The organism is Pseudofrankia coriaricola (assembly GCF_001854805.1).
Lineage (GTDB): Bacteria > Actinomycetota > Actinomycetes > Frankiales > Frankiaceae > Pseudofrankia.
In genome coordinates, this window is sequence record NZ_MBLO01000237.1 from 1 (window position 1) to 13,462 (window position 13,462).

Sequence of the window (13,462 nt, forward strand, 5' to 3'; positions counted from 1 at the left end):
CGCGGACCGCGAGCGCGTCGCCCGGCGCGGGTCGGCGCCGCCCCGCCCGGTCCACGGTCACGCCGACCGGGCCAAGCACCGCGGCCCCCGGGTCGAGCGCCGCGCAGGCGAGCAGGCGGTCGAGCGCGTCGGGCTCGGGTCGGGTGGACCCGTCGAGCAGCCAGACGAACCCGCCGTCTGGTGGTGCCGCACCGCCCTGGCGCAGCGCTCGATCGATCGCGCCGGCGGGCGAGGGACCGGCGACCGGGACAGGGACGACCCGGTCCACCGGGCGGACCTGGCCGGCGACCGCCGCGAGCGCGGCGGCCGGGACGGGTTCCTGGGACGGCCCGCCCTGCGCGGGAATGGCGACGCCGCGTCCTCTGGAGGAGGCGGGCAACGTCACGACCGCCACGACGACCGGCGATGTGCCCGGGCCTCCGGAAAGCTCCCCCAAGCCCTCCGAGCCGGCCCGGACACCTGCGCTTGTCATATCGCCCAAACCGGTCGACGGTTCCAAGCCACCCGTACGTGCGGTTCGGTGCGATGGCGACGAATCGCCCTCGCTGGCCGCGCCCGGCGGAGGTTCGGTTGAGCCCGTCTGGCCCACCGCGGTCTCCACCGGGCGCCCGCGGCCGCGCTATACGGCCCGGCGGCGCTGCTTGCGCCGTTCGCGCTCGGACATGCCGCCCCAGATGCCGAACCGCTCATCTTTGGCGAGTGCGTACTCCAGGCACTCGGCGCGGACCTCGCAGCCGGAGCAGATGCGCTTGGCCTCCCTCGTCGAGCCGCCCTTCTCCGGGAAGAACGCCTCCGGGTCGGTCTGGGCGCACAGCGCGCGTTCCTGCCACTCCATGACCTCACCGAGCAGGTCACCCAGCCCGATGTCGATCACCTCGGCGAGCGGTGGACGGCCGGCGTCGCCGGCGAACGGGTGATGGCCCTGGCCATCAACCGGCACCCCCGCCGCGACCAGCTCGTCGCCGCCGTCCTCGTCGTCCTCGATGTCGGCGTCGTCGTCCACGTCGTCCCCGTCGTCCACGTTCTCGTCGTCCGCGTCGAGGGCGTCGGCCGCCCCGGACGCGGCTCTGGGCACGGCGGCCTCGTCCGCGCGCTGGGGGGCGGCATGGGCGAGGCCAGCCGCGGCGGCGGGCTGAGGTACGCCGCCCGGCGCACGCGGGATGTCCAGGGGCTCGGGCGCGACCCGGCCGGTGCAGGCCGCCAGAGTAGCGGGCACGCGCAGCTCAGCGCGGGCGTGCGAGTCCGCGGGTGCCCTGGGCACCGGCGGGCGCGGCATGCCGGGGACGCTGGGCCGCTGCGCGAGCGGCGGCGTGGGCGGCCCGACCGCGACGTCGTGGCTACCCGCCAGGTGGTCGACGGGACGTGTGACATCGGCGAAGACCCGGCCGGGCGCGTGCTCGTCGGCGCGCGTCCGCAGGCCCACAGGCGGCGTCGCGCGGACACCCGCGTCGGTGTGTTCCATCAGGGACCCCTCCAGACCCGTCGCGGTGCGGTCGGTCACCCCCCGGGCGCCGGCGCGCAGGTAACTGGTGTCCACACCGACAGAATCGCCATTACCAAAACGGCCCCGTCGGCGGGGGGAATGACACGCCGGTAATTACACGTGCCGGAGTCGACTTGCGTCAACCCTACCGGCGCAACATCTTCTACAACCAGCGACCTGACCATAGCTCACAGTCACTGGGCGCCGTGACGGAGGGTCCCCTCATTGAGGCACCCCGTTACGCGCAGCAGTAGCGACCCACTCAGGATCGCCCGGCTATCGTCGAGCCGTAGTCCCCCACATACGCTGCGGAACCGGACCCCGCACACCAGGGGACAACAGGCGCGTACCCTCCCGGACCACCTTGCAACCACACGGCGCAGCCAGCAGCCAGTTACGGGATGTAGTGACTCCAGTGGGTCGCCGATGGGCGGGCGCGAAGCGCCCGCCCATCGGCGACCGTCGGGCGCCGCGTGGGGGGTGGTCTCGGGACCTCGGCCTCAGAAGACGAGGGGGAGGGCGGTGCGGTGGGGCTCCGCCCTGGCCGTGTCCAAACGCTCCCGCGGGACCTCCCCATAGGTGGTGGTCCGCTGCCGCGCCGGGCGGCCGGCCAACGCCGCGACCTCCTCGAGCTCCTCGATGGAGCGCCGGGAGCCGTGCTGGGAGCCGGCCATCCGGCTGATCGTCTCCTCCATCAACGTGCCGCCGATGTCGTTGACGCCGCCGGCGAGCACGGCCCGGCAGCCCTCGGTGCCAAGCTTCACCCACGAGCACTGGATGTTGGAGATCGCGCCGTGCAGCAGGATCCTGGCCATCGCGTGCACGGCCCGGTTCTCCTGCGCGGTCGGCCCCGGCCGGGCGACACCGGCCAGGTAGATGGGCGCGCTGTGGTGGACGAACGGCAGCGCGACGAACTCGGTGAACCCGCCGGTGTCCTCCTGGATCGAGCGCAGCAGCCGCAGGTGCGCCACCCAGTGCGCCGGAGAGTCGACGTGGCCGTACATCATCGTCGCCGACGAGCGCAGCCCGACCCGGTGCGCCGTCGTCACCACCTCCACCCAGGCGGAGGTGGGCAGCTTGCCCTTGGTCAGCACCCAGCGGACCTCGTCGTCGAGGATCTCGGCCGCCGTACCGGGAATAGTGTCGAGGCCGGCCTCCTTGGCCGCGGTCAGCCAGTCGGCCACCGACAGGCCGGTCCTGCTGACGCCGTTCATCACCTCCATCGGCGAGAACGCGTGTAGGTGCATCCCCGGCGCGGCCCGCTTGATCTCGCGCGCGAGGTCGAAGTAGGCCGTCCCCGGCAGGTCGGGGTGGATGCCGCCCTGCACGCACACCTCGGTGGCGCCGATCTCCCAGGCCTCGGTGGCGCGCGTGCCGACCTCGGCGAACGACAGCGTGTAGGCGTCGGCGTCGTCGCGGCGCTGGGCGAACGCGCAGAACCGGCAGCCTGTGTAGCAGACGTTGGTGAAGTTGATGTTGCGGTTGATGACGTAGGTGACGTCGTCGCCGACGGTGTCGCGGCGCAGGTCGTCGGCGAGCGCGCACAGCGCGTCCAGCTCCGGCCCGGCCGCGCCGAACAGCGCCAGCGCCTCCGTGTCCGAGATCCCGGCCGGGTCGGCGGCGGCGTGCCGCAGCGCCGCGAGCACCTCCCGGTCACCGCGCCGGGGTGTCGGAAGGGCCGGCCTTCCCAGACCGGCGGGAGCCCCCGCCTCGGCGGGCACCTCCGGCGACGCCGCGCCCCCGCCGTTCGCCGCGGCGGCGCGCGAGCCGGTGCCGATGACCCCGTCCGCGCCCGTGCCGGCGGCGCTGACCTGGGCGCGAAGCGTGGCCCAGTCGCCATAGACGCTGTCGAAGTCCGCCCGCCGGTCGGCTTCCCGGCCGGTGGTGTCGATCGTCGCGTGCAGGTCGGCCCGCCCGCTGCTGTCGGCGAAGCCGCCGTCCGGCTCCTGCCAGGGCAGGCCGACGGGCGCGGCTCCCGGCGCGAGCAGCCCGTCCGGCCCCGCGAGCGCCCCGACATGCGCGGTCAGCCGCGGGTCGAGCCAGGGCTCGGACTGGTACGGCGGGTACACGGTCAGCCTGGGGCGCAACTCGAAGCCGGCCGCCCCGGTGGCCGCACGCAGGACGTCGAGCGCCGGCCACGGGCGCTCGGGGTTGACGTGATCCGGGGTGACCGGCGAGACCCCGCCCCAGTCGTCGATGCCGGCGGAGATCAGCAGCGCGCACTCGTCCGCGTCGACCAGGTTCGGCGGGGCCTGCACCCGTGCGCCGGGGCCGAGCACCAGCCGGGTGACGGCCACCGCGGCGGCGAGCTCCTCGGCGCCCACGTCCGGGTCGCCGCGCATCGCGGTGTCGTCCTTGGCCCGGAAGTTCTGGACGATCACCTCCTGGATCGAGCCGTAGGCCCGGGAGACGCGGCGCAGCGCGAAGATCGTCTCGGCCCGCTCGGTCCTGTTCTCGCCGATGCCGAGCAGCAGGCCGGTGGTGAACGGGACGCCAAGGCGCCCGGCGTCCTCCAGCACGCGCAGCCGGACGTCCGGATCCTTGTCCGGCGAGCCGAAGTGCGGCCCACCCTGCTCGGTGAACAGCCGGCGGGCGGTCGTCTCGAGCATCATCCCCATCGACGGGGCGACCGGCTTGAGCCGGGCGAGCTCGGCCCAGCTGAGCACCCCCGGGTTCAGGTGCGGCAGCAGGCCGGTCTCCTCCAGCACCGCGACCGCGGCGGCCCGCAGGTAGGCCAGGGTGGAGTCGTAGCCCCGCTCGTCGAGCCACTCCTTGGCCGCCGGCCAGCGGTCCTCAGGCCGGTCGCCCAGCGTGAACAACGCCTCGGCGCAGCCGGCCGCCGCGCCGGCGCGCGCGATCTCGAGAACCTCCTCGATTTCCAGGTAGGCGGCGGGAAGCCGGTGCGGGACCGTCGCGAACGTGCAGTAGTGGCATCGGTCCCGGCAGAGCCGGGTGAGCGGGATGAACACCTTCGGTGAGTACGTGACCACTCCCGGGCGGCCGGCCGACGCGAGCCCGGCGTCGCGGACCCGGGCCGCGGAGGCGGCCAGATCACGCAGGTCGTCCCCCCGGGCCGCCAGCAGCACCGCCGCCTCCGTGACGTCCAGCGTCGCCCCGTCCCGCGCCCGGCGCAGCGCCCGGCGCAGCGCGGACGCGGACGGCGGTGGCTCCGGCGGGCCGGCGTGGAGGGCCGGCTGGCCGTCGGTACGGAGTGAGGAACCGGTGCTGGTCAATGCGTCCACCTGGTGATCGAACGGCCCGCCCGGGTCGGCCGCGCCCGGCACCGGCAGGTGGCCGGCGGGCGCCGCCGGGGCGACGGGTGCGGTCAGGACTGTGCAACACATACCGTCGCCCGCGCCAGAGAACAGGACCGGACCACCCGGTACGCGAGCAACCCATGCTCACGCCCTTCAACCACCCCCTGCGCCCCGGCCATCCCCGGATCCAGGGCGGCGAAGCTGATCCGGGAAGATCCACGACCGGCGGCGCGGCGACGAGGAGCCGAGCCAGTCGAGCTAGCCGGGCGCGCGGCCGGCGCCGCGGGCTCTCGCGCCCGCGCCCGCGCCGCGGCGCAGGCCGTCGAGGGTGCCGAGCAGGAAGTTGGTCCGCCGTCTCGCGGCCACGGCGGCGCTGCGGGCCGCGGCGCGCCGGCCACTGGCGTCGGACAGGTCGCGGTGGATCTGTTCCTGGCGCTCCGCGGCCACCTGGGGGGCGCGGGCACCGGCCAGGGCGCGGTTCATGGATGCTGACAGGGAGTCGAGGCTCTTCGCGCCGCTGTTGGCGGCGCTGGAGGTGCTGGAGCTACTGGTCCTGGCGTGACGGCTCTCGGACATGGCAATCCCTTCAGCGAACCCGGCGTCGGCCCCACTGCCGCGAAGAGCCGTGATGCTGTTGCTCACCCACCGAGCCCGTGCCGGGCACCCGTCGGCCCGCCGCGGCGGATCGACGGAGCAGCCTGGATCGGTGGGGTCCCTGGCGGGCACTGGCCTGGATAGTTCCAGTGGAGATCGGTGGAGCCGCGCCGACATGACTGTTGGATTCAGCTCCACTCTCACAGGTCTCTCGGAGAAGAATCAAGAGGTTGTGACGGCAATGGCAAAGCTCTCCAACCGGCCCAATCCGGCCGAGCCGCCAGCCATCGCCCACGGCCAACCCCCAGCGTCCACGTTTGTTCAGGCAGGCCCGGACGGACAGGCACGCGGCACTCCTCCATATACGGCCTCTGCCCAGGCCGCATGTCGTTACCCTGATCGGGTGCCACGAAACCGCCAGGAGGTCCCGCGCGAGGAACGGATAGATGCGCTCCTCGCCGTCGCTGAGGAACAGTTCCTCGCCCGTGGCTTCGCCGGAACATCCGTGGCGGAGATCGCGCGTGCCGCCGGCATCGAGCCGGGCTCCGTGTACTGGTACTTCCGCACGAAGGACCACGCGTTCGCGGCGGTGCTCAACCGGCTGCTCGACGGGGAGATCGACCGCGTCGGCGAGCTTCCGGGCGAGCCGGCCGACCGGCTGTTCGCCGCGCTGGACTCGGTCGAGCGCCGCCGCACCCTGCACCCGTGCGTCGCCGAGCGGGCACCGCACGCGCCGCCGGTGATGGAGTACCACGAGCGGCTGCACGAATGGCTGCACGGACTGGCGCTGGCCGCCGTCACCCATCTGGTGCCGGCGCCGGACCGGGAGACCGCCGCCGACGCCGTCGTCGCGACGATCGAGGGCGGCCTCGCCAACCCCGCGCCCACCCGCCCGACCAGCTCCCTCGTCCGCTACCTGCTCGCCGCACTCGCCGCCTAAGGCGGTCGGGCCGGGGTTCCTGCCGGATCGGCGGAGCTTGCGGACGGGGTCCCTGCCGGATCGGCGAAGCCGATCCGGCAGGTCGTGATCTGGGAGGTCCGGGACGCGCCGCCCCGCCATCGGACGCTGAGCGGCGTGCGGCGCTGGACGCGCGCCCTGCCTGTCGGACGCTGAGCGGCGTGCGGCGCTGGACGCGCGCCCTGCCTGTCGGACGCTGAGCGGCGTGCGGCGCTGGACGCGCGCCCTGCCTGTCGGACGCTGAGCGTCCTCCCCACGTGGTTCCGGGCCCTGGCATATGGCGGTGGCCCGGCTGATCTCGCTCGACGAGGTGGCCGGGTTGGCACTGCGCTGAGGCGCCGTCGCCATCTGTGGTCGGGTAACGCGCGTTACTCGCCAGGACGTGGCCGGGTTGGCACTGCGCTGAGGCGCCGTCGCCATCTGTGGTTGGGTAACGCGCGTTACTCGCCAGGACGTGGCCGGGTTGGCACTGCGCTGAGGCGCCGTCGCCATCTGTGGTCGGGTAACGCGCGTTGCTCGCCAGAACGACAGCGCCCGCGACCTTGGGTCGCGGGGCGCTGCTGGTGGTGATCAACGATGCAATCTAGGTCACGGACAGGTGCCGCCCATCGCCGGCGACGCCTACGGGGTGGTGGTGTCGCCACCGTTCATGACGAGCGGGCCGTTCTCGGTGACGTCGAGCGTGCCGCCGGAGGCGCCGGACTCGGGCGCGGTCGGCGAGTCCCAGGTGGCACCCTCCAGATCCGGGTTGGAGTACTTCTTCACGAACTCGAAGACGGCGTCCGAGGAGACCGTGCCGCAGCGCTGGGTGCGGTCCCAGGCGGTGAGCACGAAGTGCCGGTTGTCGGCGAAGTCCGACCGGGTCCACGGGACCGCGATGAACCGGCTGCCAGCGGCGGCCGCGACGTTCTTCAGCTGGGTGATCTGGTCGCTCGGCAGCTTGGAGTCGTACCAGCCGATCACGAAGCCGTGCTCCAGGTTGTGTACCGCCCGCTCGATGCGGATGCCCGAGTCCGGGTTGTAGAAGCGGATCGCGTCCGGCAACGGGTCGCCGTCGTGGTTGCCCGATGACGGCGGGGTCTGCTTGTAGTCGACGGTCTGGTCGGCGGTCACATGGGTCTGGCCCTGCTGGGCCTGGTTGAGCACGCCCGTGCAGTTGGCGGCCGTCGCCGCCGCTGTGGGCGCGGCGACGTAGCCAACCTTGTGGGTGGACGCCGCCTTGTGGTTGCTCGAGATCGTGAGGATGAGGACCACGGCAAGCAGCACCACCGCGAGGGTGCCGGCCGTGCCGTAGATGAGGATGGCGCGCCGGCGTTCCTTGCGCTTCTGCTCGCGGCGCAGCGCCTCAAGGCGGGCGTTGCGCTCGGCGGTCTTCTTAGCCACGGTCGAATCCTACGAACTGTCAAATGTCAGCGGTGGAGGAGGAAGGTTCCAGCGTCGCGCGGCGGGCGGGGAGCCGCCCGCACGGCCGGGTGGCCGACGGCCACGGCGCCGAGCGGCGACCACCCCGCGGGCAGGTCCAGCACGCGGCGGACCACGTCGGGGCAGAACAGGGTGCTCGACACCCACGCCGAGCCGAGCCCCTCCGTGGCCAGCGCCACGAGGAAGTTCTGCACCCCGGCGCCACCGGCGACGGCGAACATCCGTTCCTCCGCCCCGGCCCGGCGAGCGTCCGGGTAGACGTGCGCGCCGTCGTCGGTGACCAGGGGCACCACCAGCACCGGGGCGGCGGCGAGCACGTCCCCGCGCCGCAGCCGCCGGGTGACGGCCCCCTCGTCGAAGCCGTCCCGCCGCAGGTCGTCGGCCCAGGCGGCCCGCATCTCGGCGAGCAGCTCGGCCCGCCGCTCGGTCACGACGACGAACCGCCACGGCGTGGTGTGGTGCGGCGCCGGGGCCGTCACGGCCGCCGCCACGGCCCGCTCGATCGCCGCCGGGTCGACCGGGGCATCCGTGAACGCCCGCACGGTGCGCCGCTCGGCCAGCGCCGCCCGCCGGGCCTCGAGGGTGCCAAGCCGGAACAGGTCCTCGGCCGGCGGGCGGACGACCGACCGCACGCCCCGCCCGTCGTCCGGCACGGCCGCGAAGCCGCGCACCAGCGCGACCGGGGTGCCGGTGAGCTTGCCCTTCACCAGCTCCGCCGCCGCGGCGAGCTGGTCGGCCTCGGCGACCTCGGTCATCCCGAGCTCGTTGCCGTAGCCGTCGACGTCGCCGATGTGGCTGCGCAGCGCCGCCATCCCGGCCAGCCCGATCGCCTGGTCGACCACGCCACGCCGCCAGGGCCGGCCGGCGGTGTCACTCACGACGACGGCCACCTCGGCGCCGAGGCGAGCGGCGAGGCCGGCGCGCAGCCGCCGCGCGCTCTCGTCGGCGTCGAGCGGCAGCAGGGCAAGGCTGTCCTTGGCGATGTTGGATGCGTCCACACCGGCCGCGGCCAGCACGAAGCCGTGGCTGGTCTCGACGATCCTGGTCGGCCCGCGGCTGGCGACGTCGCGGACAGTCTCGGCCTCGACGGCCGCGAGCCGGGCGGCCTCGCGGTCACCCGTCACCCGGACGATCCGCCCCTCCGCCTTGGACACGATCTTCGAGGTGACGACGAGCACGTCACCGTCGACGAGGACGATCCCGGCGGCGGCCGCGGCGGTGGCGATCGCCGCCGCGAGGTCGTCACCCGGGCGGATCTCGCCGATACCCGGCACCGGGATGATCCGCAGCTCGCCGCGCTCCGGGTTCACAGCGCCCGCGCGCGCGCTCCTGTGCTCAGACACCGGCCAGCTCCAGCGCGGCGCGCACGATCGCGACCGTCGCGTCCAGGTCGCTCATCAACAGCGGGTGCGCCGTCACCCGCACCCCCGGCACGGTCACGCCCGCGTCGACGGTGTCGACCAGCCAGCCGTCGAGCAGGCCGTCGGCCCGGGCGGGTGGGGCGCCCTCGCCGGCCCGGCGGGCTCCGTAGTGCCGGCCGACGGCCTCGGCGGACGTCTCGACGCCGATCGCGCGCAGGCAGGCGTCCGCCATCCCGCGCACGGGGCTTCCGCCGATGATGGGCGACACCCCGACGACCGGAGCCGCCGTCTCCCTCAACGCGTCCCGGATGCCGGGCACCGACAGGATCGAGCCGATCGAGACCACGGGGTTCGACGGCGGCAGCAGCACGACGTCCGCCTCGGCCAGCGCGTCGAGCACGCCGGGTGCCGGCTTCGCGTCCGCCGCCCCCACCGAGACGATCGCCTCGGCCGGCACCTCGGCGCGCAGCCGCAGCCACCACTCCTGGAAGTGGATGGCCCGCCGGCCCGCCTCGTCGGAGATGACGACGTGCGTCTCCACCCGGTCGTCGCTCATGGGAATCAGCCGGATGCCGGGCCGCCAGCGCTGGCAGAGCGCCGCGGTGACGTCGGAGAGCGAGAAGCCGGCGGCGAGCATCTGGGTGCGGACCAGGTGGGTGGCGAGGTCCCGGTCGCCGAGGCCGAACCAGGCGGGGCCGACGCCGTACTCGGCGAGCTCGGCCCGCACGGTGAAGGTCTCGTCCTCGCGCCCCCAGCCCCGTTCGGCGGAGATACCCCCGCCCAGGGTGTACATCACCGTGTCGAGATCGGGGCTGATGTTCAGTCGATGCAGGATGATGTCGTCGCCGGTGTTGCCGACGACGGTCACATCCGCGTCCGCGAGCGCCGCCTGTACCCCGCGCAGGAACCGCGCGCCGCCGATGCCCCCAGCCAGAGCCGTCACCTTCACGTCTCGAAAGGCTAGTACCGGCCGACAACGGGAGCCGCCGCTGTACGCCGAGCCGTGTCGTCTCCAAGCGGACGATCATCGAATCGCGACCTGCCAGCACGAGCGGCGACGAGCCCGACCCCGCATGTGGTGCCTGTCCCGAGGCCGACTGGCGGGGCGGACCGCTGGCCGGTCGCCAGACGGACCCGACTCGTTACTATTCGCGCTATGAAGATCGGGCCCGAAACCCGGGCAGGGCGGCTTGCGCAGCGTTTCTCACTGCATCCGATGTTTCAGCGGTTCGGGCCGTCGATCGTGCCGCCGATCGACCGGGCGCTGCACAAGGTCAGCGGTGGACGGCTGATGATCGGGCAGATGATGCTGCCCATGGTGATGCTGGAGCACACCGGTGCCCGCACCGGCCAGCCGCGGCGCACGCCGCTGGCGACGATGCCCGACGGTGACGGCTACTGGCTGGTCGGCAGCAACTACGGCCGGTCGGGCCACCCGGCCTGGACGGCGAACCTGCAGGCCCATCCGGACGTCGCCGTGGTGCACAAGGCAAAGCGGCGCGAGCTGCGGGCCCGTCTTGTCGACGGTGCCGAGCGGGACGAGATCTGGCCCAGGCTGACGACCTTCTGGCCCGGCTACGCGGCCTACGCGAAGATCAACGACCCCGCGCTCGACGGCGGCCGCGTCCTGCGCGTCTTCCGCCTCGACCCCCGCTAGAGACGCCACACTGGCGAGCGCCAAGCGCGACCCCGCGCACACCGGTGACAGCGCCTCAGCGCGGCCGCGTCCTGCGCATCTTCCGGCTCGACCCCCGCTAGGGAGGTCTTCCGCCCGACCCTATTAGGGACGTCCCGCTGGCGACTTCCAAGCGCGGCCTTGCGCACACCAGTGACAGCGCATTAAGCGCAGTGCCAACCTAGCCACGTCCTCAGCCCGGCACCACGTCAGCCACGGCCATACGCCTGTACCCGGCACCACGCAGTCCGACAGGCAGGGCGCGCGTCCAGCGCCGCCCGCCGCATGCCCTTAGCTCTGGTCGGAGCTGAAGCGGACGCAGCCGGACGGCAGGATGCTGCCGGGAAAGACCCGCACGCCGGCGCGCAACTCGTTGCCCGCCTCGATGCGGGCGCCGTCGCCGACGACGACATCATCCAGCACGACGCCGTCGCAGATCACCGCGTCCCGGCCAACCACCGAGTCGCGGACCACCGCGCCGCAGCCGACGGCCGCGCCGTCGAAGAGCACAGCGCCGTCCACGGTCGCCCCGCCGCCCACCGCGGCGCCCGCGCCGATAGTGGCGCCGCCGCACAGCTTCGCGTCGGCGGCGACGGTCGCCCCGTCCAGCACCAGCGCCTCGCCGACCGGCCCGGGCAGGGCAGAGGACGCGATCCGGCCCTGTACCAGGTCGCGGGAGCCGCGGACGAAGGCGGCCGGGGTACCCAGGTCCAGCCAGTAGGTGCTGTCCGGGTAGGCCACGATCGGCACGCCGGCCGCCAGCAGGCCGGGGAAGGTCTCCCGTTCGACCGACACTGGCCGTCCAGCCGGGATGTCGTCGATCACCGAGCGGCGGAACACGTAGCAGCCGGCGTTGATCAGATTGGTCGGCGGCTCGAGGGTCTTCTCCAGGAACTCCGTCACCCGGCCGTGCTCGTCGGTCGGCACGACGCCGAACGCGCGCGGGTCCTCGACCTCGGTGAGGTGCAGGGTGACCGCGGCGCCGCTGTCGGTGTGCCGGGCGATGAGCGCCTGGATGTCGAGCCCGGACAGGATGTCACCGTTGAAGATGACCACCGGGTCGTCCGGGCCGCAGCGCAGGAAGCCGGCGACGTTGCGGATCGCGCCCCCGGTGCCCAGCGGCTCGGTCTCGGTCACATATGCCAACTCGAGGCCGAGGGCCGACCCGTCGCCGAAGTACTCCTCGAAGACCTCGGCCTTGTACGACGTGGCGAGCACGACACGGTCGATCCCGGCGTCGCGCGCGCGGGCAAGCATGTGCGCGGTGACGGGCACCCCGGCGACCGGAAGCATCGGCTTGGGGGCAGACATCGTCAACGGCCGAAGCCGGGTGCCCTTGCCCCCCACCAGCATCACTGCGTCCATGGCCGCCAGTTTTCCAGACTCCGAGCAGGGAGATGAGGCCACCCGTCCAAGTGGACCCGATCGCCCTGAAAACGAAACCCCACAGCCGTACGCGGTTTACCACCCACAGTGCGAACCCGCGCTCCGGAACATCATCACCTGAAGACTCTCCCTGACCACGCTCGGACCACCAGACGGAGATCACCTGAACCCGGGCCCGCCCTGGAGAAGACCCGGTCAAGAGGAACTGACCAATCCATCAAGAAACCACGAAGGGCCCTCCACGCCACCCCACGGAGCGGGGCCCGACCCGGGTGTCAGCGCGGGCGGGTACCGGTAGCCAGCATTTCGGCGGACCGGGTGGCCCGGGCGCCGGCGCTGTCCTTGGCGAACGCCAGCGCGAGCGCGAGCCGAGCGCCCAGCCCCAGCGTGACCAGCACCCGCAGCGGCAGGTACGCCGGCCCTGAGTACTGGCGGCACAGGTAGCGCACCATGCTGCGGTGGTGGGCGACGACCATCCGGCGCGACGTGCGCGTCGTGGAGTGCCCGCCCAGGTGCTCGACGACCGCGCTGGGCACGTAGACGCTGCTCCAGTCGGCGAGCCCGAGCCGGCGGCCGAGGTCGACGTCCTCCATGAACATGAAGTACGACTCGTCGAAACCGGCGACCGCCTCGAACGCCTCCCGGCGCAGCAGCTGGACCGAGCCGGACAGCCAGCCGGTGGTCATCTCCTTCGGCGCGCCGCGTTCCCGCCGGTAGGAGGCCGTCCACGGGTTCGTCGGCCAGAACCAGCCGAACAGCGCGTGCCCGGCGCCGCGGCCGAGCGAGGGCAGGTCACGGGCGGAGGGATAGAGCGCGCCGTCCGGGTTGACGATGCCCGGGCCGAACGCGCCACCGCGCGGCCAGCGGGCGGCGGCGTCGACCAGCTCGTCCAACGAGCCTGGGATGAACGAGATGTCCGCGTTGGCGACGACGATCCAGTCCCCGCGGGCGCCGGCCGCGCCACGGTTGGCGGCGGCGCCGTAGCCGAGGTTGCAACCCGGCCGGACCAGCCGCGCCTCGGGCCGCCGGGCGGCCGCGGCGGTGGCCTCGTCCAGCTCGGGCGAGTTGTCGACGATGACGACCTCGTAGCTACGCGCCGTCGCCTTGGCCAACGTGTCCAGGAAGGCGCCAATGACCTCACCGGACCGGTAGGTCACGACGACGACCCGGATCTCCGGCTCAGCACTCACCAACAGGCCCTCTTTTCTGGTTCGCTCCGTGCGGGCACGGCGCTACGGCCCCTTACTCGCTTCGCTCCCAAGGGACCTCCGCGCCGTGTCCTCCTCCGCTCACGTGCGCTCCGGCGACCTCCGCTGCGGCCCAACC

General features: G+C 73.3%; 10 protein-coding genes and 1 pseudogene. 2 read left to right on the forward strand and 9 right to left on the reverse strand.

The annotated features are described in order from the left end of the window. The 4 genes and pseudogenes from BCD48_RS31925 to BCD48_RS31940 all read right to left on the reverse strand — a co-directional run. Positions 1–385 (reverse strand): annotated as a pseudogene (locus BCD48_RS31925) (hypothetical protein); the annotation flags it as partial. A 234-nt stretch (positions 386–619) separates the two neighbouring features. Then, the gene (locus BCD48_RS56920) at positions 620–835 is read right to left on the reverse strand and encodes a WhiB family transcriptional regulator (protein WP_198543480.1); all 216 of its coding nucleotides are present in this window, start codon (positions 833–835) and stop codon (positions 620–622) included. Positions 836–1,983: 1,148 nt separating this feature from the next. Further along, positions 1,984–4,827 (reverse strand): bifunctional FO biosynthesis protein CofGH, encoded by a 2,844-nt coding sequence (locus BCD48_RS31935; RefSeq protein ID WP_241842157.1) that lies wholly within the window; start codon positions 4,825–4,827, stop codon positions 1,984–1,986. Positions 4,828–4,998: 171 nt separating this feature from the next. Then, positions 4,999–5,316, reverse strand: a complete 318-nt coding sequence (locus BCD48_RS31940; protein WP_198543479.1) for a hypothetical protein — start codon at positions 5,314–5,316, stop codon at positions 4,999–5,001. Positions 5,317–5,737: 421 nt separating this feature from the next. Between BCD48_RS31940 and BCD48_RS31945 the strand changes: the two genes are divergently transcribed. Continuing rightward, entirely contained in the window at positions 5,738–6,274 is a 537-nt protein-coding gene (locus BCD48_RS31945) for a TetR/AcrR family transcriptional regulator (protein ID WP_071052117.1), read from the forward strand. A 639-nt stretch (positions 6,275–6,913) separates the two neighbouring features. On the opposite strand, the gene BCD48_RS31950 is transcribed toward BCD48_RS31945, so the two are convergent. From BCD48_RS31950 to cofD, 3 genes are read right to left on the reverse strand one after another with little or no spacing between them, the layout of a single operon-like run. Then, on the reverse strand, positions 6,914–7,675 hold the full coding sequence (locus BCD48_RS31950; RefSeq protein WP_071052118.1) for a thioredoxin-like domain-containing protein: 762 nt from the start codon (positions 7,673–7,675) through the stop codon (positions 6,914–6,916). 26 nt (positions 7,676–7,701) lie between these two features. Beyond that, positions 7,702–9,057, reverse strand: a complete 1,356-nt coding sequence (locus tag BCD48_RS31955; RefSeq protein ID WP_071052119.1) for a coenzyme F420-0:L-glutamate ligase — start codon at positions 9,055–9,057, stop codon at positions 7,702–7,704. Then, the gene (cofD, locus tag BCD48_RS31960) at positions 9,050–10,024 is read right to left on the reverse strand and encodes a 2-phospho-L-lactate transferase (protein WP_071052120.1); all 975 of its coding nucleotides are present in this window, start codon (positions 10,022–10,024) and stop codon (positions 9,050–9,052) included. Before cofD ends, BCD48_RS31955 begins: the two co-directional genes overlap by 8 nt. Positions 10,025–10,291: 267 nt before the next feature. Here cofD and BCD48_RS31965 point away from each other — a divergent pair, with 267 nt between their 5' ends. After that, on the forward strand, positions 10,292–10,732 hold the full coding sequence (locus tag BCD48_RS31965) for a nitroreductase family deazaflavin-dependent oxidoreductase (RefSeq protein ID WP_241842158.1): 441 nt from the start codon (positions 10,292–10,294) through the stop codon (positions 10,730–10,732). A 309-nt stretch (positions 10,733–11,041) separates the two neighbouring features. Here the strand turns inward: BCD48_RS31965 and manB are convergent, their stop codons facing one another. Together manB and BCD48_RS31975 are read right to left on the reverse strand one after the other, a co-directional pair. After that, complete coding sequence (manB, locus tag BCD48_RS31970) at positions 11,042–12,103, reverse strand: mannose-1-phosphate guanylyltransferase (protein WP_241842159.1); 1,062 nt, start codon at positions 12,101–12,103, stop codon at positions 11,042–11,044. Between the two features lie 308 nt (positions 12,104–12,411). Further along, the gene (locus tag BCD48_RS31975) at positions 12,412–13,326 is read right to left on the reverse strand and encodes a glycosyltransferase (RefSeq protein ID WP_083419508.1); all 915 of its coding nucleotides are present in this window, start codon (positions 13,324–13,326) and stop codon (positions 12,412–12,414) included. Positions 13,327–13,462 lie beyond the last annotated feature (136 nt).